14 protein-coding genes are annotated in these 22,143 nt (G+C 46.2%); 13 read left to right on the plus strand and 1 reads right to left on the minus strand.

Going from position 1 to position 22,143, the window contains the following annotated elements:
- Nucleotides 1-798: 798 nt before the first annotated feature.
- From AC58UU_RS35245 to AC58UU_RS35280, 8 genes are all read left to right on the plus strand, one after another.
- The gene (locus tag AC58UU_RS35245; RefSeq protein WP_497322156.1) at nt 799-2,622 is read left to right on the plus strand and encodes a sensor histidine kinase; all 1,824 of its coding nucleotides are present in this window, start codon (nt 799-801) and stop codon (nt 2,620-2,622) included.
- Nucleotides 2,612-4,135, plus strand: coding sequence for a response regulator (locus tag AC58UU_RS35250; RefSeq protein WP_497322157.1), 1,524 nt, complete (start codon nt 2,612-2,614; stop codon nt 4,133-4,135). The genes AC58UU_RS35245 and AC58UU_RS35250 overlap by 11 nt, the downstream gene beginning before the upstream one ends.
- 173 nt (nt 4,136-4,308) lie before the next feature.
- Nucleotides 4,309-5,778: an ABC transporter substrate-binding protein gene (locus AC58UU_RS35255; RefSeq protein ID WP_497322158.1), complete on the plus strand. Its 1,470-nt coding sequence runs from the start codon at nt 4,309-4,311 to the stop codon at nt 5,776-5,778.
- Between the two features lie 77 nt (nt 5,779-5,855).
- Nucleotides 5,856-6,794, plus strand: a complete 939-nt coding sequence (locus AC58UU_RS35260) for an ABC transporter permease (RefSeq protein WP_029199042.1) — start codon at nt 5,856-5,858, stop codon at nt 6,792-6,794.
- Between the two features lie 29 nt (nt 6,795-6,823).
- A complete protein-coding gene (locus AC58UU_RS35265; protein ID WP_497322159.1) occupies nt 6,824-7,741 on the plus strand; it encodes a carbohydrate ABC transporter permease in 918 nt (305 codons plus the stop codon).
- 46 nt (nt 7,742-7,787) lie between these two features.
- On the plus strand, nt 7,788-9,107 hold the full coding sequence (locus AC58UU_RS35270) for a glycoside hydrolase family 125 protein (RefSeq protein ID WP_497322160.1): 1,320 nt from the start codon (nt 7,788-7,790) through the stop codon (nt 9,105-9,107).
- On the plus strand, nt 9,104-12,235 hold the full coding sequence (locus AC58UU_RS35275) for a beta-galactosidase (RefSeq protein ID WP_497322161.1): 3,132 nt from the start codon (nt 9,104-9,106) through the stop codon (nt 12,233-12,235). Before AC58UU_RS35270 ends, AC58UU_RS35275 begins: the two co-directional genes overlap by 4 nt.
- 3 nt (nt 12,236-12,238) lie before the next feature.
- Nucleotides 12,239-14,968, plus strand: coding sequence for an alpha-mannosidase (locus tag AC58UU_RS35280; protein ID WP_497322162.1), 2,730 nt, complete (start codon nt 12,239-12,241; stop codon nt 14,966-14,968).
- Between the two features lie 165 nt (nt 14,969-15,133).
- Here the strand turns inward: AC58UU_RS35280 and AC58UU_RS35285 are convergent, their stop codons facing one another.
- Entirely contained in the window at nt 15,134-15,736 is a 603-nt protein-coding gene (locus AC58UU_RS35285; RefSeq protein ID WP_497322163.1) for a DUF2238 domain-containing protein, read from the minus strand.
- Between the two features lie 206 nt (nt 15,737-15,942).
- On the opposite strand from AC58UU_RS35285, the gene AC58UU_RS35290 reads away from it, so the two are divergent.
- The 5 genes from AC58UU_RS35290 to AC58UU_RS35310 all read left to right on the plus strand — a co-directional run bounded on the left by AC58UU_RS35290 (nt 15,943) and on the right by AC58UU_RS35310 (nt 22,136).
- Complete coding sequence (locus AC58UU_RS35290; RefSeq protein ID WP_497322164.1) at nt 15,943-16,347, plus strand: Rrf2 family transcriptional regulator; 405 nt, start codon at nt 15,943-15,945, stop codon at nt 16,345-16,347.
- 78 nt (nt 16,348-16,425) lie between these two features.
- Nucleotides 16,426-17,328, plus strand: coding sequence for an NAD(P)/FAD-dependent oxidoreductase (locus tag AC58UU_RS35295; protein WP_497322165.1), 903 nt, complete (start codon nt 16,426-16,428; stop codon nt 17,326-17,328).
- Between the two features lie 227 nt (nt 17,329-17,555).
- A complete protein-coding gene (gene gap, locus AC58UU_RS35300) occupies nt 17,556-18,611 on the plus strand; it encodes a type I glyceraldehyde-3-phosphate dehydrogenase (RefSeq protein ID WP_497322166.1) in 1,056 nt (351 codons plus the stop codon).
- Nucleotides 18,612-18,765: 154 nt separating this feature from the next.
- Entirely contained in the window at nt 18,766-21,447 is a 2,682-nt protein-coding gene (gene ppdK / locus AC58UU_RS35305) for a pyruvate, phosphate dikinase (RefSeq protein WP_497322204.1), read from the plus strand.
- An 80-nt stretch (nt 21,448-21,527) separates the two neighbouring features.
- Nucleotides 21,528-22,136: a helix-turn-helix transcriptional regulator gene (locus AC58UU_RS35310; RefSeq protein ID WP_497322167.1), complete on the plus strand. Its 609-nt coding sequence runs from the start codon at nt 21,528-21,530 to the stop codon at nt 22,134-22,136.
- Nucleotides 22,137-22,143: the final 7 nt, after the last annotated feature.

Consider the following 22,143-nt stretch of genomic DNA (forward strand, 5'->3'; position numbering starts at 1 on the left):
CGTTAGGGTACGAGACACCCCATCGATTTGAGCAGCTCTACTATGAAAACTTAGCTTCTTAATGCAACGGTTGTTCCATAAAAGTGTGTCTATTTTATTGACAGAAGTACACTCAACGACATAATCACCGAAATAACGGCTCCTCGTTCCCCGCGATCCTCAGATTTGCAGCCTAAATGTTCGAAATCACCCCACAGAGTTTCGCTTTCAAGCCGACCTATAATCCAGTGGATTTGACCACTTTTTTATTGTATTGGAAATTATGCAAAGCAGTAAATTTCTCGGACTCAGTGGGCGATCTTCGGCGCGCAGAGCTCTCGCTGTGAGCGCGTTTTTCGCGCTTACTTGTCCGGGCGCTCCAGATTAAGCGCGTTTTTCGCGCTTAATTTGCGTGGACGCGTGGGGATGGTCTGCTGAGAAGTCGATTTCCGGCTTCTCGGACTCAGTGGGCGAGCTTCCGCACGCAGAGCTCTGGCTGTGAGCGCGTTTTTCGCGCTTACTTGTCCGGGCGCTCCAGATTAAGCGCGTTTTTCGCGCTTAATTTGCGTGGACGCGCGGGGATGGTCTGCTGAGAAGTCGATTTCCGGCTTCTCGGACTCAGTGGGCGATCTTCGGCGCGCAGAGCTCTCGCTGTGAGCGCGTTTTTCGCGCTTACTTGTCCGGGCGCTCCAGACTAAGCGCGGTTTTCGCGCTTATTTGTTCTTTATTGGGGATGTTAACACATAAACGGATGCGAATTCATGTGCGATCTCTGATATGCTATAATGTACCCGATTAACAGCAGGAGTTGATGGCAGGATGGGGTTCCGCAAGATGTACAGAAATTACTTGAAAAATAACTTGTTTATGAAGCTGCTTCTCCTGTTCTCATTGATAACCGTCATTACGATTATTTCGTTTTCTTATTTCATGTATCATTCGATGTCGCAAGCGGCGATTAATCGTGAGCTGGATATACAGAAGAAGGCAATGACGAATGTGAACAATTATCTGGGGGGGAAATACGATTCAGCGCAGTCTATCGTGTTCGGCCTATATCGGGATAGTTCGCTTGCCGCGGGCATCTCTTTCATGCTGCAGCACCCTTTCCAGGAGTATGTGCAGCATGGTCTGGAGCAATACAATTTAGGCGGCAATAGCACGTGGAATGCCGGCCTGCAATATTTTAAAAATCGGGTGGAAGACGACGAAGATATTCGCAGTCTGATGCTGTACAGCGTGGATCAGATGACCTTATACGTGCTGGATCGTAACCGGCAATTGAAGATCGTTCCCACGAATGCAGCCCACTCTTACATTCCTGAAGTCATGGCGCTTGATAGCAAGAGTGTTACCTTGCCGAATATATGGGTTCGTGAAGCCGCAGGTCAATGGGATAACCATCTGTACTCGATTAGGACACCCATCAACGACAAGCAAACCTTGAAAAATATAGGGCAGCAAGTCGTGTACTTCAGCTCAGACGGCATTTGGAAGATTCTCTTGAATGATAAGGAAGAGTTAAAGGGGACGATTCTCGTTCTCTCACCGGATGGGGGCGTCCTTTTTGATTCTTCGGATCAGTATTATGGCAAGCCCTATCCTTTCATGGATCAGGTTAGTTCGTTATACGAGAATAGTGGTTCGAATCAAAGTGGCTATGTGACGAAGCTGACGCAGAGTAAAGGAGATTTTATTGTCGTCGGTATCATCCCGAAGAATGAACTTGAAGCATCCTCAAGGCGAATCGGGAGTACGATCTTTATGATTAGCGTGATATGTATTTTTTTCGCCATTCTGATACCTTCTCTGGTTGTAATGAATGTCTCTAAACGCACCAACCAGATCATTCGCTTTACACGGAAGGTCAAACAAGGCGATCTGAACGCACGGATTCCAGATGAGCGAGAGGACGAGCTAGGACAAATTTCTCGCAGCTTCAATGAGATGATTGAAGAGTTGAATCAATATATCGATAGGGTGTATAAGGCGGATATTAAGCAGAAGCATACAGAGTTAACGGCTCTGCAAGCTCGCGTCAACCCTCACTTTTTATACAATACACTAGAAGTCATTCGGATGCGGGCAATCTCTCATGGGGCTCATGACGTTGGTGAAATGATTTACAGCTTGTCGGCGTTATTCCGAAGCTTAGTACAGCAGAAAAAGATATACACACTGAAGGATGAGCTTGAAGCCTGCCGCTTATACCTCGAGCTGTTCCAAATTCGCTATAAAGACAAGTTCACGTATTCGATCGAATGGGATCGGAGGCTGGCACCTACACGTGTAATGAAAATGTCGCTGCAGCCCGTAATTGAGAATTACATCGTACATGGCTTGCGAAGCGAATGCACCGATAATGAGCTTCATATCCGTGTGAAACAAACGGAAGAGTTCCTTCATGTGCAAGTGGAAGACAACGGAAACGGCATTACGCCTGAGCGTTTGAGCGAGCTGGAATCCTTCTTACAAGCTGAGGAAACCGAAGGGGAATCCTTCGGCCTGCGGAGCATCAATCAACGCCTCAAGCTGCTCTACGGCAGCAAGTTTGGCGTGAAATTATTTAGTGAACCAGGCAAAGGAACGGTAATAGACATATGGCTGCCTATGGACGACGGAAAAGAGGGTTATGATGTTTAGGGTTTTTCTTGTGGACGACGAGCCTTTCATTATCGAAGGGTTGTATGACATTATCGATTGGGCCGAAGCGGGATTGGAAATTGTCGGACATGCCAGTAATGGGCAGAAGGCTTTGGATGCCCTGCAGGAAACATCGGTGGATATTTTGTTGACGGATATTTCCATGCCGGTGATGACCGGTTTGGATCTGATTCGCCATGCCCGAACGGTTCATCCCGATTTGAAAGTCATCGTGCTTAGCGGCTTCGATGAGTTTACCTATTTAAAAGAAGGCATGCAGCTCGGCATCGAAAATTACCTGCTGAAGCCCATCAACATCCAAGAGCTGAAGGCAACGCTACACAACACCGTTGAGAAGCTGAATACGTTCGAAGAAACTCGGCAGGTTCAGGCCTACAGCAAACAAGTATTGAAAGATAACACGCTTCATCGTTGGTTAACCCATCAGATTGCGCCTTTGGAATTTTACGAACGCGCGGACCTTCTGGGCATGAATCTCGATCGTGCCTATATGATAGCTACTGTACTCCGAGCGACATCTGATGCTGCCGAGGTTTTCGAGGTTATCTCCGATCGGGTGCAATCCTATGATTGGATTACTTCATTCTTCGATATGGATGGCGATATCGTCCTGCTTGCATCTATGGATGATGCTGACCGCGGTAAAACGGATTTGACCGCTTTGCTTCAGCAGCTTCAGGCTGATCTTCAGGATCGTGCTCTCCGCATATCTATGGGCAGTGTAGAGCTTCTCCCTGAACAGGCTGGACAAAGCTATGCGTCCGCGAAGAAAGCGCAGGAATATTTCTGGGTATATCCAGAGCTGAACATGATTGATTATACGGAGCTTGCGATGAATCAAGACAATCGAAAGGTCGATTTCTCCATCATTGATTGGCCGGTCTACGCGAAACTAATTATTGCCAAAGATCAAGAGAATTTGCGTGAGCAAATTCAAAACGATTTCAAACGGATTCAAGCATTACCTGGCATTACGCCGCATGATTTTCAGAATATCGCGTTTGAGATGATCATTCATTTCAAGCTGGAGATCAAAGCGATTCGCCATACCGAGGAACTAGATGCGTATAATCACGCTTTTCACCAAATCAGGAACGCGGTTACGTTGGAAGAACTGGAAACGGCCATCCTCGAGATTGCCCATACGACAATCGGTTTCTTAATTTCAGACGTTCGAAGTCCGATTGTGCAGCAGGTTTTAAAATATATCCATCAATCTTTTGCTGAAGAGCTATCGCTCAAAATGCTGGGAGCGCACTATCATATTCATCCCGTTTACTTGGGACAATTGTTTCATAAGGAAATCAACGAGACGTTTACGGAGTATATCAATCGGTACCGAATTGAGAAAGCAAAGGAACTGCTAAAGACAACGAATTCGAAGGTTCATGTCATTGCCAATGAGGTGGGCTACTCAGAATTGGGTTACTTTTATAAACAATTTAAAAAGTATGTGGGAATCTCCCCAACGGATTACAGAGGATTGCTCTAGGGAAAACTGAAGAGCAGTCCTTTTTTTTGCCGGAAAGGATAAATAGCCGCTTTTTTCTTAACTTTAGACAGGGTTCATTTAGTTTATCGTCTATTTGTAAATGCTTTCATGAGGTACTGTAAAGGTAGCCCAACGGGCGTAAACAATAGAGCACTTAACAGGGAGGATACAAAATGAAAAAACGTTTGGTCACCACACTAGGATTGACGCTAGCAGTTTCAATGGCTCTTAGTGCGTGCGGCAGCAAAGATGCCGGCGGTGCGAAAGGGAATGAAACGACAAATAAACCGGTAGAGTTAATCTGGTACACAATCGGAACACCACAAAAAGACGTGGACCGCGTAATGGCTGAAGTAAGTAAATACACGGCGGAAAAAATCGGTGTTACCGTGAAAATGAACATGGCGGACTGGGGCGACTACGCGCAAAAAATGCAAGTTATGACAGCATCCGGCACACCGATGGACATTATGTTTACGTCTTCATGGGCTTTTGATTACGTGCAAAACGTGCGTAAAGGCGCATTTAAGCCGATTGACGAGCTTCTTCAAAAAAATGGACAAGGTATCGTGAAAGCATTGGATCCTGCATTTCTTAACGGCTCCAAAGTGGACGGGCATAATTACGGCGTTCCTGCCAATAAAGAGCTGCCAGCTCAAGACGTATGGCGTTTCAATAAAAACCTGGCCGACAAATACAACCTTAGCCTAGATAATGTAAGCTCGCTTGAAAGTTTGGAGCCATTGCTTAAAACAATCAAAGAAAAAGAACCTAACATTTATGGACTAGCCGTTGATAAAAATTACATGCCATATGTGCCTTATGATTACATTATTGAGAAAATGCCGATGGCTGTAAAAGTAGAAAATTCGGATTTCAAAGTGGTGAACATTTTTGATACGCCAGAAATGAAGCAAGCACTTAAAACCATGAACAAATACTACAAAGCGGGATATGTTCCTACGGAAGCATCGACGCTTTCCTCGCTTAACGATGTACAAGTAACTGGCAAATGGTTCGCGGATAAAGCAACGAATCAGCCATTTGCGGACAACCTTTGGTCAGCTAGTTATGGCTATCCGGTTGTTTCCAAAGCGGCGAGCCCTGCTCTGATCTACAACTGGTCCGTTATGGGCTCCATGCAAGCGATCTCAGCTAATTCCAAATATCCGGAAAAAGCCATGGAATTCCTGAACTTGCTGAATACCGATCCAGTGCTTCGTAATATGGTTGATTCCGGTATTGAAGGCGTTCACTACAAAAAAGTCGATAACGACAAAATGGAAAATCTACCAGAATCCAAAAACTACGATATGCCGACTTTCTCACTCGGAAACGTTCTGCTGACATATAAAGATGTCAAAGATCCTGCGAACAAATGGGAAGAGTTCAAAAAGTTTAACGATACCGGCAAACCTGCACCTCTACTTGGCTTTAACTTCGATCCATCCAAGGTGATCAATGAAATCGCGGCGGTTCAAAACGTTAAAGAAGAATTCTGGGCAACCTTGATGACTGGTACTGTAGATCCGGATAAATACATTCCGCTAGCTAACGAAAAATTCAAAAAAGCTGGTTTGGATAAAATCATGGCTGAAGCGCAAAGTCAGATTGATGCTTGGAAAGCAGCTAATAAGAAATAATTTCAGGATAGTTGATTAGGCGAATGTTCAACATTCGCCTGATCTTTTTCACTACAATGATCTTGAGGGGTGATTTTATGAAAGGAATAGGAGCATTTTTTAAAGATGTTAAACAAAGTAGAGTTCTGCTGCTGATGGCATTGCCGGCGACGCTTTGGTTCCTGTTCTTCTCTTATTTGCCGATGGCCGGTATGGTGATTGCTTTTAAGCAGTACCGCTATAGCCGCGATGGTTTTTGGGCAAGTATTATGGAAAGCAAATGGGTAGGACTGCAAAATTTCAAATTTTTATTCAGCACCAATGACGCCTATATCATTACGCGGAACACGCTTCTCTACAATATTGTGTTTATCATTGCAGGGCTTGTGCTATCCGTAGGGTTAGCCATTGTGTTATCAGAAATCGTAAATAAAAAACTGGCGAAGCTGTATCAAACAGGGATGTTCCTGCCTTACTTCCTATCGTGGGTAATCGTCGGTTACTTCGTGTTCAGTTTTCTTAGTGTAGATAAAGGTATGCTGAATCACATTCTCTCTGGGTTCGGAATTGATCCGATCCGTTGGTATAACGACAAAACGTATTGGCCTCTTATTATCATTTTTGTTTACCTGTGGAAATCGGTCGGTTACAGCAGTGTTGTGTATTTGGCCGCGATTATGGGGATCGACAAATCGCTGTATGAAGCTGCGATGATTGATGGAGCGAGCAAATGGCAGCAAATCAAACACATTACCTTCCCAATGCTGAAGCCGCTCATGACGATCCTGACATTGCTGGCAATCGGACGCATTTTCTATGCAGACTTCGGATTGTTCCTGCAAGTGCCGAGAGATTCAGGAACGCTGTATTCAGTTACGAATGTTATTGATACGTATGTATATCGTGGTCTCAAATCTACGGGAGAAATCGGTATGAGTACTGCAGCCGGTCTATATCAATCGGTTATCGGTTTCATTCTGGTTATGACTTCGAACTATATCGTTAGAAAATTCGATAAAGATAATGCGTTGTTCTAAACTATTTTCTTGGAAAGGAGGACATTCAAATGATTGCTAAACCAATGAAAAGCCGTGACTTTCATAAATTGCCGCCTGCTTTGAATATAATTTTTAATCTTGTCGCGGGCCTCTTTGCGCTCGCTTGTATCTTTCCTTTTCTGTTTGTAACGATCATTTCATTTACGGATGAGAAGACGTTGAGTGCAAATGGATACCGCATTATTCCGGAAAAATGGAGCCTCGATGCCTATCGCTATCTCTTTAAAGCGGGTGATCAGCTGCTGCTTTCCTATGGAGTTACCATTCTAGTAACTGTGGTAGGGACGATTGTAAGCTTGCTTATCACAGCTACGTTTGCCTATGCGATTTCACGCAAAAGTTTTAAATTCCGCAATTCCTTCGGTTTTTTTGCTTTCTTCACGATGCTGTTTAACGGTGGACTTGTACCGACATATATCGTTGTTACACAATTGATGGGACTTAAAGATTCAGTTTGGGCTTTGATTTTACCGTTGGCCGGAAATGCATTTTATATTATGATTATGCGCACATTCTTCGTCACATCTGTTCCTGACGCCATTATTGAATCTGGGAAAATCGACGGGGCCGGTGAATTTGGGATTTTCGTCAAACTAGTGCTGCCGCTCTCGCTTCCGGGACTAGCCACTATAGGTTTGTTTAGTACTTTGGGATACTGGAACGATTGGTTTAATGCACTGCTCTATATCGATACACCGAAGCTAGTGCCTTTACAATCGATGTTGATGCGGATTGAGAACAGCATGCAATTCCTGCTCCAGAATACAAGCAACCCTTCTGTTGGCGTAGGCTTACTGCAATCGCTGCCGCAAGATACGTCCCGTATGGCGATGGTTGTTCTTGCAACTGGGCCGATTATTTTTGCTTATCCGTTCTTCCAACGGTACTTTATTCAAGGCTTGACGATTGGCGCCGTGAAAGAGTAACGTAAAAGTGCATTCTTCGAAACTAGAAAAATTTGGAGGACTTACCGTGGAACAATTCAGACTGCCGAAAATTCCGATGCCGAAACTGGAGCTGCCAAAGGCAATTCAAGAGGTATTGCTGGAGGCCGAAGAGAAGCTGGCGCATCGTCCGAAGCTGCTGCAGCTATTTAAAAATTGTTTTCCTAATACATTAGAGACGACGACCAAATTGATGGAGGATGGCACCACATTCGTCATCACCGGAGATATCCCGGCGTCGTGGCTGCGCGATTCTGTGGAACAAGTCATGCACTATGTGCCATTTGCCAAACAGGATTCTGATCTACAGCGCATCATTAGCGGCTTAATCAAGCGTCATATCCAATATATTCATATCGATCCATATGCCAATGCGTTCAACGAATCAGCGAACGACTGGCACTGGAACAAGGCGGATCAAACGGAAATGTCGCCATGGGTATGGGAACGTAAATTTGAACTGGATTCGTTATGCTTCTCGATGCGGCTGGCTTATGCGTATTGGAAGGAAACGGAGTTAACGGATATTTTCGATGCGGGATTTAAAGCTGCGATGTTTAAAATCTACGAATTGTTTAAGACGGAACAATATCACTTTGAAAAGTCCCCTTATCGTTTCACGCGCAATAACGGAATTCCGACGGATTCGCTGCGCAATAACGGGATGGGGATGCCTGTGAATTACACGGGCATGGTATGGTCAGGCTTTCGTTCAAGTGACGATGCCTGTGACTTCCATTACAACATTCCAGCGAATATGTTCGCGGTTGTGGCCCTTCGCCATATGCAAGAGTTTGCGGAATGGGTGTTTAGGGATATGGACTTCCTCCATGAGCTTAAAGCCCTTGAAGCGGATATCGACCATGGAATCCAACTGTATGGGATCTATCGCCATCCAACTTTTGGACCGATTTATGCTTATGAGACAGACGGCTTCGGCAACCACTGCTTGATGGATGATGCGGGCACGCCAGGGCTGATGTCGATTCCGTATCTGGGTTATGTATCGGCGGATGATCCGATCTATCAGAACACAAGACGATTCGCGTTAAGTAAAGAGAATCCGTTTTACTTCGAAGGCAAAGTTGCGAGAGGCATCGGCAGTCCGCATACGCCAGACGATTACATTTGGCATATGGCTTTGTCCATGCAAGGCTTGACGGCTTCCACCGATGAAGAGAAGCTGGCAATGATCGCTATGCTTGAAGCAACGGATGCAGACACAGGGTTTATGCACGAGGGCTTTCATGTCGATGATCCAACGATTTTTACGCGGAAATGGTTCGCCTGGTCGAACAGTTTATTCTCCCAGTTGGTGTATAAAGCGATGAAGGATGGTTTACTATGAGTCGACCGGTCATTATTTTCTATGATGCAGAATTCCCGATCAGCAATTCTTCTGAAGTGCATGCTGATTTACTTGCGTCGCAAGGTGCTATTGTTGTAGGTGCCGATGCACTGGGAGAAGCACTCCGAACGGCAGTTGGCGGATGCTTTGTTAATCTGCATGCTCCATATTTCCCTAAGTCCACATGGCCGGAGATCCTTGCATTCTTGAAACGCGGAGGCGGGCTGCTCAGTATTGGCGGCGCAGCCTTCAAACGTCCAGTGCGCCGGGAAGCTGATGGCTGGCATATCGAATCGGAGCAAACCGCCTACCATCAGCAGTTGTACATTCATGAAATACTTCGTGTTGAAGCCGTTCCAATTCGTTCCTATACCGCGTTAGAAACCTTACCGCTGCTTCAGGGGCAGGAATCGATGTTCGCGCTTGCAGATACGTGGAATCTGGTTCCGCATACGACACGCAACAGCGACCTGCCCGATCAAATGGGCGCTGCGGGTACCATGAGCACACAGATTTATCCGCTTTTGAAAAGCATTAGTAAGGAAGGCCGCGAAGTTGCTGCGCCTGTCGTTCTATGGGAAAACTCGCGCGGCGCGTTTATTGGTTCGCGCTGGATGTTTATCAATGTACCGCTTAGTCCTTCGTTTTGGAGCGAAGGCGGTGCCCAAGCTTTGATGGCGTGGGCGGCATTTTGCGCTAATGGCGTTACGGAGCTGTGGATCAAGCCGAATTATGCCAGCTTCGAGCCGGGAGAGCATGCGATGCTCGCGCTCCAAACTCAGCTAATTGGAGGGCGCCAAGCTGGAACTGCCTCGAAGCAGTGGACATTTGATCTCCGTGTAGCGCATGAGGGCAGCGCACAGGACGCGTGGACCCATCGTTTGACGGCCCAAGTGAATAAAGAATTCAACGTGGTGCGAATTCCGGTCCTGCTTGACATACAACCTGGTTTATACCGTGTGACTTGCACGGCAACGTCTGAGGATGGAGAGCTTCGAGTGCTTCGCCAAGGCTTCTGGGGGCACGACTCCTCGCTGCTCGCGGAGGGACAACCGATTACTTGCGATCGTGATTATTTCATCAAGGACGGACGTCCGCTGCCGATCGTCGGCATGACGTATATGACCTCCGATGTCGCTCGCAAATTCTTGTTCCTACCCAATAGTGATGTTTGGGATCGAGACATGGCCCAAATGGCCAAAGCGGGTATCAATTGGATCCGAACAGGGATTTGGACGGCTTACCGCAATATCATGCAGGTGGACGGACATGCTTCCGAAGAGGTTCTGAGAGCTATTGATGCTTTCTTCTTAACGGCTAAGAGGCACAATCTCCAGGTAACGTTCACTTTCTTCTCCTTTACGCCAGAAACTTGGGAGGGGGTTAATCCCTATCTCGATCCGCAAAGCGTAGAGGCACAGAAGCGGTTTATCCGCTCCATTGTTTCGCGTCACCGTTCGACGACGCATGTGGATTGGGATTTGATTAACGAGCCTTCCATGTTTGATCCTGCTCTGATTTTCTCCGAGGGACCGCGTTCCACTCGGGATATCTACGAACGGCAAGCTTTTGTTGAATGGCTTAAGCAGCGTCATGGCAGCATCGAGCTTCTTCAGGAGAGATGGAATATGTCGCCTGAACAGCTTCCGACTTTTGAAGCTGCGGCTATTCCCGAGGCTGGAGAAATCAATTTCGACGTACAGGATATGCACAAGGGCAAGAAAGGAACGCGCTGGCTGGATTACTGTTTGTTCTCGATGGAGATGCATAACCGTTGGGCCAAAGAGCTTTACAATACGATTAAAGAGATCAGTCCTGAACAGCTTGTTGTAGTCGGTCAAGATGAAGCGCTTGGCGCGCAGAGGCCTTCTCCTTTGTTTTATGAGGAGGCGGTGGACTATACAACCGTGCACTCGTGGTGGCTGAACGATAATCTCGTTTGGGACGGCATTTTTGCCAAAACAGCGAATAAGCCGAACGTCATTCAAGAAACAGGCATCATGTACGTGGAGACACCGGATGGGCGCGCTAAACGTTCGGAGAACGAACTGCGCAGCCTGTTGGAGCGCAAATATGCCTATGCATTTGCTACCGGAGGTGCCGGTGCGATTCATTGGATTTGGAATACTAACTTCTATATGGATAATGCCAACGAATCGCATATCGGTGCGCTTCGTGCTGACGGTACGGAGAAGCCAGAAGCTGATGTTTCTTACGATTTCGGGCGGTTTATGGCTGGAATCAGAGATTTGTTCCAGGATCGGGCGTTGGAAGACATCGTAGCGATTTTCCCTTATTCGAACGATTTCTCCAACCGGAAATTGGCATTTGATGCGACGACTAGAATGACGCGCGTGCTGTCCTATCAAATGAAGATGCCGTTCCGTTCGGCATCGGAATATCATTTGGATGCGCTGGAGAACCAACCGGCGAAGTTGATTCTTCTGCCGAGTGCGCATAATCTTGATGAACAAGCTTGGTTGAAGCTTGTAGATATTGTTCAGCGTACGGGTGCGACGCTGCTTGCGACAGGTCCACTCAGCCTTGATGCGTATTGGAAGCAAACGCCGCGTCTAATCGATGAACTAGGTGCAGCTGAGCTTCACAATGTACGCCGTGAAGAAATGCTTGGGCTGCAAGGTGAAGCGCTCCCGGTATCCTTTGACAAGCGCCGAATTGCTGAAGTCGTGAAAGAAGTGCGGGCTGGACGTTCGGAATCAGGTACTGCTTCTAGCAGTGCTGGCGATGCGGTTGTCGATATTCCCCTGGGTAATGGCAGACTCATTTGGAGTCCGCTGCCCGTTGAATTGAACGAGCGACTGGACACGGTTGCTAAACTGTATCGTTATGCCATCGATGCTGCGGTATGTGAAAGTGGATTGCAATGGCTGCAAGGTGGCGACATTGCAGGTGTATACGGTAGGAAGTTACGCTTTAAGAACGGCTTCCTTTATGTATTCGTATCTGAATTTGCATGGAACGTGAATATCGAAGTGAAGGATACGGATAGCGAGGCAACTTATACATTTACGCTAGAGAAAGAGCGTTCCGTTCTCTTTGCTGCAGATGCGCAAGGAAATCTCATCTCCGTATACCGTCCTGAGGAAGTCCATATTGAAAGGAGTTAAACGATGAGCACCAAGAGAACCGCTCATATCATTTCCCATACACATTGGGACCGGGAATGGTATTTACCATATGAGAAGCATCATGTTCGTCTCGTTAAGCTAGTAGATTCGCTGCTGGATAAAATGGATCAGGATCCGAATTATCGCAGCTTCTTTTTGGACGGACAAACGATCATTCTGGAGGACTATCTCCAAGTTCGACCGGATCAAAAGGATCGATTGACCAAATTTATTCAGGACGGCCGTATTTTAATAGGTCCGTGGTATATTTTGCAGGATGCATTTCTGACCAGCGGTGAAGCCAATGTACGTAATATGCAGATCGGGCATCAAGATGCGAAGAAATATGGCGATGTATCGAAGATCGGTTATTTTCCCGATACGTTCGGACTGGTAGGCCAAACGCCGCAATTGATGCAGCAGTCTGGGATCACGAATGCCTTATTTGGCCGTGGCGTGAAGCCTACGGGTTTTAACAATACTGTTTCTGACGGAGATTATGAATCGTCATTCTCGGAACTGCTTTGGGAAGGACCTGATGGTTCCCAGGTACTTGGGATTCTGTTCGCCAACTGGTATTCGAATGGAAATGAAATTCCAGTAGACCGGGAAGAAGCGAAAGCATACTGGGAGCGGAAGCTAGCGGATGCGGAGAAATATGCATCGACTGGTGAACTGCTCTTTATGAATGGCTGTGACCATCAACCGGTTCAGTTGGACTTGCCTGAAGCGATTCAAGCTGCGCGCGAGCTGTATCCAGATACGAATTTTGTTCATTCGAATTTTATCGATTACTTGCAGGCTGTTCAGCGTTCCTTGAAGCATGAGCTTTCTACGGTAAAAGGTGAGCTTCGCAGTCAACGGACAGACGGTTGGTCTACGCTCGTGAACACTGCTTCAGCTCGTGTTTACTTAAAGCAAATGAATCAGCTGGGGCAAGCGATGCTGGAAAAAGTGGCTGAACCGCTGGCTGCTTTCGCGCATGTTCTCGAAGTTGAGGAGAAATACCCGCATCATCTGTTCACATATGCTTGGAAAACATTAATGCAGAATCATCCGCACGATAGCATTTGCGGCTGCTCCGTAGACGAAGTACACCGAGAAATGGTGACTCGCTTCGAGAAAAGCCGTCACGTGGCGGAAACGATCGTCGATGACAGCAAACGAGCGATTGCTGAAGCGATCGATACGTCGAGCTTTGCGCAAGCGGGCGAAAGCGCCCTGCCGGTCGTTGTGTTTAATACCTCCGGTTGGGAGCGTACCGGCGTCGTGAGTATCGAGGTAGATGCCTTACGTTTGTACTTCCGTGATGGATACACGCTTGAAGAAGCAAGCAGTTTTGCAAAAGCGGCGGATCTTTCGGGCCGTGCGCTCGTGGACGAGCTGGGGAATGTCGTAGCATGTACGTTTGAAGACCTTGGACTGCAATTCGGATACGATTTGCCGGACGATAAGTTCCGTCAGCCTTATATGTGTCGTAAAGTGAAGCTGACTTTTGAAGCGGAGAAGGTTCCTGCTTTGGGACTCAAGACGTATGCTTGGGTTAAAAGGGATGAGGAGATTGTTGATTCCTCGCTGTTAGTGGGAGACCGAGTGCTGGAGAATGAATCGCTGAAGATCGAAATCGCGGATAACGGTTCATTCACATTGACAGACAAGAAGAATGGCCGATCTTACCGGGATTTAGGCGTGTATGAGAATACCGGGGATATCGGCAATGAATATATGTACAAACAACCGGATGGCGAGACGCCGCTTACAACACACGGTTTAGCTGCGCATATCGGAGTGTTAAAGGATACACCCTATCAAGCGTCTATTGAAATTGTACATGACTGGGAAATTCCTGCGTCAGCGGATGAATTACTTGAAGAAGAGCAGCGCGATTTGGTTTACTATCCGCACAGAAAAGCGCAGCGATCAGCCCGCATGGTACCTATGCAGATCCGTACCATTGTCAGTCTGAGTCGCGGCGGCAAAGGGGTAGAGATCGAGGCATCCTTCAACAATCAGGCCAAAGATCATCGTTTACGGATGTTGTTCCCAACGGATCTAAATACACAAGTTCACAGCGTTGACTCCATGTTTGAAATCCCGCAGCGCGACAACACGCCGACTGCTGAGTGGGAAAATCCAAGCAATACGCAGCATCAGCAGGCATTCATTGATGTAAGCGAGGCGGAGGCAGGTCTTGTTGTTGCTAACCTCGGATTGAACGAATACGAAGTTCTGCAAGGCGGACGCAATACGATTGCCGTGACGCTGCTTCGTGCAGTTGGCGAGCTTGGCGACTGGGGCTTGTTCCCGACGCCGGAAGCGCAGTGTCTGGGCGAGCACACCGTCCGAATGACCATCATTCCGTATAATGGAGAAGGCGAACAATACGGCGCTTATGAGCAAGCCTACCAGTTCCAAATTCCGTGGACGTTATGTCAAACGGGCATTCACTCTGGACGCATCGCACCTACGTATGCACCATTCCGTTGGGAAGGCGAGAAGATGGCTTTTTCCTCCATGAAAATGAATGAAGGAACTGGCGATCTGCTGCTCCGTTGGTACAACATGAGCTCCCAAAACACCGAGCTCAAGCTAAACTCCAATATACCTCTATACACCTTCTATAAGAGTACGATTATGGAAGTACACGGCCCGAGTATTGAAGCTGACGCCGGAGGCCAAATGTCTTTGCCGACTGGTCCTTGCGAAATTGTTACAATCGGGATTCAACGATAAGATTAGCTTACTGGTAAAAAAATGGGGCTGTCCTATAAGTAGATAAATCTACTTGAGGACGGCCCTTTAGGTTTGACCTTATGGTACCTTCGAATCGCATTCAGGCATCAAAATTGACAAAACTGAATATTCAAAATATGGATTTTTGGGACAGCCCCGGTGAGGTCAGGATTGCACGTCAATCAGAGGCATTTTTCTGTGCTTCGCCTTGAAAGCTAGATAAATACTAGTCGCTACGGCACCTATGGTTCCGCAAATGATATCCGTCATCGTGTCGACCAAGCTTCCGTTTTGCGAATGGAGTCCGAATAGTCCGTCCGTCGTAAACTCGTAAATTTCCCAAACACCCGCCATGGCGGTGGAAAAGAAAAGGCAAAACCACACGGCAACTTTCGCATTCGGCACGGCCGTTTTCTCGCCATTACTTGCTTTCATATAAATCAATAAACCGACGAAGCAAAGGATCAAGCCCGAAAAGATATGCTCGATTTTATCCAGATAAGGGATTACGCTGTAAAATCCAAACTCGTTTGCCAAAAACATTGTGATAAAAATGAACAATAGAACGGAAAACCGCAACGCTGCAAACATCGTGGTTTTTGTGATTTTGACCACGATTCGGATGATCAGCAGCACAGCAACAATCAAGACGGCCTGAAGCATCTTTGCTTGGCTGCCTTTCATCAAAAAATAAACAAAGCAGACTGCGGCAGTCACATACATGGCCAGTTCGAAGAGGTCGTTCCATTTGTCTTTGCGTTTTTCCATTTGCATCTCCATCACTCGCTTCGAAATCCTAAATTAGTCGTTTCAGTAAACATTAAACATTATATTTTACTCTTAAACAAGCCAGAACAATCATTGAAGAGATAAAAATGTACGTTGCTTCTTTAAATAATTGCCCGGGAAATTCTTGACACATTTACATTCGAACGATATTATAGACATATGAAGTCTGTAATTGAGGTGAGATCATGAAATTTTCAAAAGCAACCAATTATGCTTTGCATACGATGCTTATGGTCGTTGCTGCTTCCCCAACCAAGCCCGTAGGCGTTCAGCAATTAGCAGAGACTCAGGGAGTTTCACCAAGCTACCTTTCTAAGATTTTAACCAAGCTTGTGAAAGCAGGGATGATTGAATCGGCTTCTGGGGCCAACGGAGGTTACCGACTTACCCGAAAAAAAGATGAGATAACTTTCTTGGATATCATCCATGCCATTGAGGGGACAGCATCCTTATTTGACTGTGATTTTGACCACGGTACTGAATGTTTGATTCAAAAAGTGATGGTTGAAGCAGAAGATTTGATGGAGCAGCATCTCAAAAAAACAAGGATTATTGACTTGGCTCACAAAGTTAATTTCAGTTTGAGCTAAGTCGTTTTTTTAAAGCGATTATAGATATTAAGAGTCTGTTATAGCTTTAATAGAAAATTTGAATAGGAGATGATCATCTTGATTTATGATTGTGCCATTATTGGCGGAGGACCAGCTGGTTTGAATGCAGCACTTGTACTTGGTAGAGCTAGGAGAAGCGTAGCTTTGATTGACAATAATCAGCCTAGAAATGCCGTAACACACGCATCTCATGGATTTATTACGAGAGATGGCATAGCACCGGCCGAGTTCCGACGTATTGCCTATGAAGAAGTGCTGCGTTATCCATCAGTTAATCATTGGCAGACTGAAGTTACATCTGTTAACAAAACCGAATACGGATTTGAGATGTTCACTTCATCTGGTGTTAGCGTTCAAGCGCGAAAACTGATTTTAGCCACGGGTGTAAAGGAAATCTTTCCCGAGATCGAAGGGTTTTATCCGTTATATGGGAAGAGTTTGTTTAATTGTCCCTTCTGTGACGGCTGGGAGCTTCGGGATCAACCGCTTGTTGTTGTCTCCGAGTTTCCGTCTGCTTTCCACACGACCAAACTTCTTCTCAATTGGAGTAAGGATGTGGTGCTATGCACGAACGGTCATGCGTCATTGTCGGATCAGCAAAAAGAATGGCTTGAATCGAAGGGAATTAGGGTCATGGAACAACCTATTAAGGCCTTTATCGGTCAAAATAGATTGCTTGAGCAGGTCCAATTTACAGATGGTACTCATATCCTGAGAGCTGGTGGATTCGTTACCCCTAAATTTGTGCCAAAAGCATCTTTTGGAGAAAGCTTGGGCTGCGAATTGACGGAATTAGGTGGAATTAAGACAGATGGGTTTGGAAGAAGTTCGATTACGGGTTTATATGCAGCCGGGGATGCGTCGTATTTCATGCCTTCGCAATTAATTTACGCCGCGGCCGATGGCAGCAAAGCAGCTATGGGTGTGAGTATGGATTTGATGGAAGAATATTTCGACTAGGGCTTTTTACATCGGTGTGTGTCAATAACTGCAAATAAGCTCATACTCTTCGAGTATGAGTTTATTTGTTTATTACTTTGATCATTAGTTTTTATATATGACGTCATATATAAAATGTATCCCTATAATAGTGATGAATGATGATATTTATGTGAAATTAAAAATATATATTGTGTATTATATAACAATATGATACATTTATGACATACTAAATAACGAATTGGGGGATGGAGATGCGAGTTGGAATTAGTGGTACAGGTAGAATCGGGAGGCTTTGTTTGAGAAAAGCATTGACCGAGAAACAGCAGGGGTTTGAAATCAACGTGATCAACTCAACAAGCCCCATTCATGTATTGGCCCATTTGTTGAAATATGATTCAGTTCATGGCACTTGGGACGCGAAAATTGATGTGTTAAATGACAACTTAATGAGGATTAACGGAAAGCTGATTTCTGTCATTTGTGAAAGAGAACCGGATTTATTGCCGTGGGAGGATTATGGTGTTGAATTGGTTGTGGATGCAACCGGAAAGTTCAATCATAGGCACGGTGCTGAACGACACTTATTTGCTGGAGCCAAGAAGGTTTTGATTACTGCACCAGGGACGAACATGGACCTCACTGTTGTCATGGGGGTGAATGAAGAGAAGTATGATCCTAAGCAGCATCGCTTGATATCTGCAGCTTCCTGTACAACCAACTGCATCGCACCAGTTCTACATATCCTAGATGAAGCTTTTTCTGTTAAACAAGGTTGGATGACAACGGTTCATGCTTTTACGAATGATCAAAATCATATGGATAACCCGCATAAAGATCTTCGACGTGCGAGGGCATGCACAAATTCTATTATTCCGACTTCGACTGGAGTAGGAAAAGCACTAATCGATGTGATTCCGCATCTGGCATCCCAAATTCAAGGCGTCTCCGTTCGCGTGCCAACACAAGATGTTTCTCTGTTAGATCTTCAAGTGGTGGTCGGCCGTAAAGTTAGCGTTGAAGATGTGAAACTCGCCATCAAAAAGGCGATTGCTGGGCAAATAGGAACATTTGTTGACTACAATGAATTACCGCTTGTTTCTGCGGATTATATAGGTAATGAGAAATCTGCCATCATCGACGGTCTTAGCATTATGACGCACGAAAACCAAATCAAGCTGCTGGCCTGGTATGACAACGAATGGGGTTACACAAACCGAGTCATTGATTTAGTAGCTCATATGTCACGTGCCGAAAGCACACAACTAAAGGGGGAAACGAAATGTCTAACACAAACCATGTAACATTGGAGGCCATTCATCGGTATGAACTTGGTGTTATCATTTGTAAATCATGTAATGAGGTGATTGCAACGTTACCTACGGACGGATATAAAAAATTCTATGTCTTGTGCAATTCACCCTTATGTATCGATAAAAATAAGGAGGCTAACAAATGATGATTCAGAAACAAGTGGTACCCTTTCAAGAGGGAAATGCTTCAATGAAAGCTTTACTGGGAGGAAAAGGGGCTAATCTCGCTGAGATGACTCGTGCCGGCCTTCCCGTACCACCGGGGTTCACCATTACGACCGAGGCTTGCTTAGCTTTTTTTAAGGTTGGCAATCGAATCTCAGAGGAACTGCTTGAACAAATTGCAGCAGCTCTCAAGCAGTTAGAGAAACAGAAGGGACAAACGTTCGGGGATGCGAACAATCCACTTCTTGTTTCCGTACGATCCGGTTCTGTCTCTTCGATGCCGGGTATGATGGATACTATTTTGAATCTAGGTCTCAACGACTTAACTGTTCAAGGGTTGGCAGCGCTTACGAATAATGAAAAGTTTGCATATGATTGCTACCGTCGTTTGATGCAGATGTTTGGTAACGTGGTGCTTGGCATTGAAGGCTATCATTTCGAGCAGCTGCTGCACCGTCTGAAAGAAAAAGAGGGTGCCCTTCAAGATCAGGACGTATCAGCTGAGGGTTGGAAGAATCTAATCGAAGACTATAAGAAGTGCATTATGGCTAAAACAGGCCAAGCTTTTCCACAGCATGTCTACGAGCAGTTGCGTTTAGCCGTGGAGGCCGTGTTCAAGTCATGGAACAATCAAAGGGCTCAGATTTACCGCAAAATAAATCGGATTCCAGATGAACAGGGAACCGCCGTTAACATTCAAAGCATGGTATTTGGCAATATGGGCAGCAGTTGCGGCACTGGTGTTGTCTTTACGAGAAACCCATCCACGGGTGAGAATATATTTTTCGGTGAATACCTGATTAATGCACAGGGGGAAGATGTGGTTGCAGGTATCCGAACTCCGCTGGCGATCGCCGCGCTGAAAAGCGAAATGCCTCAGATTTATGAGCAGTTGTTTGCGGCATCCAAGCAGTTAGAGAAGCATTACAAAGATATGCAGGATATCGAGTTTACGGTTGAAAATAATAAGCTTTACCTGCTGCAAACCCGCAACGGGAAACGAAATGCCCAAGCTGCGCTCAAGATTGCTGTGGATTTAGTCCATGAAGGTTTATTGACGAAGCAGGAAGCCGTTGAACGCATCGAAGTGTCACATCTGGATCAACTGCTCCACAGAGGTATTGATGAAGAGGCTGTAAAGGATGTGTTGGCCAAAGGACTTCCTGCTTCGCCGGGCGCAGCGGTTGGACAGCTTGTGTTTGACGCAGACACGGCTGCAGAATGGAGCCGCTCCGGCAAGACGGTCATTCTAGCAAGAAACGAAACAACACCCGAAGATATTCATGGCGTGATCGCATCGGAAGGCGTGCTCACGAGCCGCGGAGGGATGACGAGCCATGCCGCTGTTGTGGCGAGGGGGATGGGCAAACCTTGCGTATGCGGCTGCGAAGAGGTCCGAATTGTGCATGATGAGAAGCGCATGTTTGCGGGAAGCAGAGTCGTAGAAGAAGGCGATTGGATTACGTTAGATGGCGCAAGCGGGCGCGTCATTATCGGTGCTATGCCTTTACATGAAGCGAGAATGACGGATGAACTTCTCGTTATGCTGAAGTGGGCGGATGATATTCGCACGCTGAAAGTGTACGCGAATGCTGACAATCCGGAAGACGCGAAAATCGCCAGACAGCTGGGTGCTCAAGGGATCGGTTTATGCCGAACGGAGCATATGTTTTTCTCACCAACTCGTCTGCCTGTCGTTCAACGAATGATCCTGGCGGATGACAAAGAGGATCGCTTACAGGCTCTTTCACAGCTGCTTCCCATGCAGCAGTCAGATTTTGAAGGCATGTTCGAGGAAATGGATGGCCTTCCGGTAACGATTCGGTTGCTGGATCCACCTTTGCATGAGTTTTTACCTAACCTCGAAGATCTGCAAAAAAGACATACCCAATTGACTTATGATAAAGGTGCGTCAGACTTAGAAAGAGAAGAGATCGCTCATCTTCTTCGCAAAGTGCAAGCTCTCCACGAGGCTAACCCGATGCTCGGACAGCGGGGCTGCAGATTGGGAATTGTATATCCGGAGATTTATGATATGCAGATAGAGGCCATCTTCCGTGCAGCTTCAGCCTGTATCGACAGAGGCGTCCGAGTTCTTCCGGAAATCATGATTCCGCTTGTGGGCCATGCCAATGAACTGAAAATCTTGAGGGAGCTTGTTGATTTTGTTGGGGAACAGGTGCTGGGGAAAGACAAACTTCGGGAATGTCCGTACAAGGTCGGGACCATGATAGAGGTTCCACGAGCGGCTCTAACTGCGCGCCAAATTGTGGCTTATGCCGATTTCTTCTCTTTTGGCACCAATGATTTGACGCAAATGACGTATGGTTATAGCCGTGACGATGCGGAGGGTAAATTTCTAACCCACTATGTTGATCAGAAGCTTCTTCCGCATAATCCTTTTCAAGTGCTTGATACAGAAGGAGTCGGACAATTGATTGACTTAGCCGTGAATGCGGGTAGGCTCGTTAAGCCGTCGCTCAAAACTGGCATATGCGGGGAGCATGGCGGAGATAAAGAGTCGATTTTCTTTTGCCACTTGATCGGATTGGATTATGTTAGCTGTTCCCCTTACCGAATTCCTTTGGCTCGAATAGCTGCAGCACAAGCGTTCATCATGCATGGTGTTCCCGGTGAACAAAAGGTAGCCCAAGCCATTTGATACAGCGAGAAAATCGGTTAAAATGGGGATGAACATGAAAGTTCGGGGAGGGAAATACGATAGAACTTACATCCCGTCAAATGGAAATCATTGAACGCGTAAAAAAACATGCTCCGATTACCGGAGAACACCTAGCAGAAATGCTCGGAATCGCTCGTCCTACCATCCGTTCCGACCTTGCCCTGCTTGTTATGCTAGGTTATTTGGATGCGAAGCCAAAGGTTGGTTATTTTCTCGGCCAAACGCTGGAACGTGAGGAATCATCGTACAAAAAGCTTGATGGCATTTATGTTAAAGATGTTATGGGTTTACCTGTCGTTCTTCAAGAAACAGCTACGGTGAATGATGCCGTCGTCTCTCTATTTCTTGAGAATGTGGGTACTCTGATGATTGTGAACAGTAATCGGGCATTAGTTGGCATTGTCTCTAGAAAAGATTTGTTAAAGGTAACGTTAGGCAATGCGGGTGCTCCTTCCATGCCGATTAGTCTTGTAATGACGAGACACCCGAACATCGTTACGGTAAGTCCGGAGGACCACGTCATTGATGCAGCGCGCAAAATGATTCATCATCAAGTTGACAGTCTGCCAGTCGTGAGTTTGGACTCAGAACAAGACAAAGATGGCGTTATCGGACGAATAACGAAAACAACCATGACGAAATTAATGTTGGAACTAGCTGCGAATTAGGAGGTAT

Source organism: Paenibacillus sp. JT22N1 (genome assembly GCF_059692155.1).

Excerpts from the sequence above, each read along its gene's own strand:
- ppdK (WP_497322204.1), top strand. The coding sequence starts at position 18,766 with ATGATTCAGAAACAAGTGGTACCCTTTCAAGAGGGAAATGCTTCAATG.
- AC58UU_RS35245 (WP_497322156.1), top strand. The coding sequence starts at position 799 with ATGGGGTTCCGCAAGATGTACAGAAATTACTTGAAAAATAACTTGTTT.
- AC58UU_RS35255 (WP_497322158.1), top strand. The coding sequence starts at position 4,309 with ATGAAAAAACGTTTGGTCACCACACTAGGATTGACGCTAGCAGTTTCA.
- AC58UU_RS35265 (WP_497322159.1), top strand. The coding sequence starts at position 6,824 with ATGATTGCTAAACCAATGAAAAGCCGTGACTTTCATAAATTGCCGCCT.
- AC58UU_RS35310 (WP_497322167.1), top strand. The coding sequence starts at position 21,528 with ATGGAAATCATTGAACGCGTAAAAAAACATGCTCCGATTACCGGAGAA.
- gap (WP_497322166.1), top strand. The coding sequence starts at position 17,556 with ATGGAGATGCGAGTTGGAATTAGTGGTACAGGTAGAATCGGGAGGCTT.
- AC58UU_RS35280 (WP_497322162.1), top strand. The coding sequence starts at position 12,239 with ATGAGCACCAAGAGAACCGCTCATATCATTTCCCATACACATTGGGAC.
- AC58UU_RS35290 (WP_497322164.1), top strand. The coding sequence starts at position 15,943 with ATGAAATTTTCAAAAGCAACCAATTATGCTTTGCATACGATGCTTATG.
- AC58UU_RS35285 (WP_497322163.1), bottom strand. The coding sequence starts at position 15,736 with ATGGAAAAACGCAAAGACAAATGGAACGACCTCTTCGAACTGGCCATG.
- AC58UU_RS35260 (WP_029199042.1), top strand. The coding sequence starts at position 5,856 with ATGAAAGGAATAGGAGCATTTTTTAAAGATGTTAAACAAAGTAGAGTT.
- AC58UU_RS35250 (WP_497322157.1), top strand. The coding sequence starts at position 2,612 with ATGATGTTTAGGGTTTTTCTTGTGGACGACGAGCCTTTCATTATCGAA.
- AC58UU_RS35275 (WP_497322161.1), top strand. The coding sequence starts at position 9,104 with ATGAGTCGACCGGTCATTATTTTCTATGATGCAGAATTCCCGATCAGC.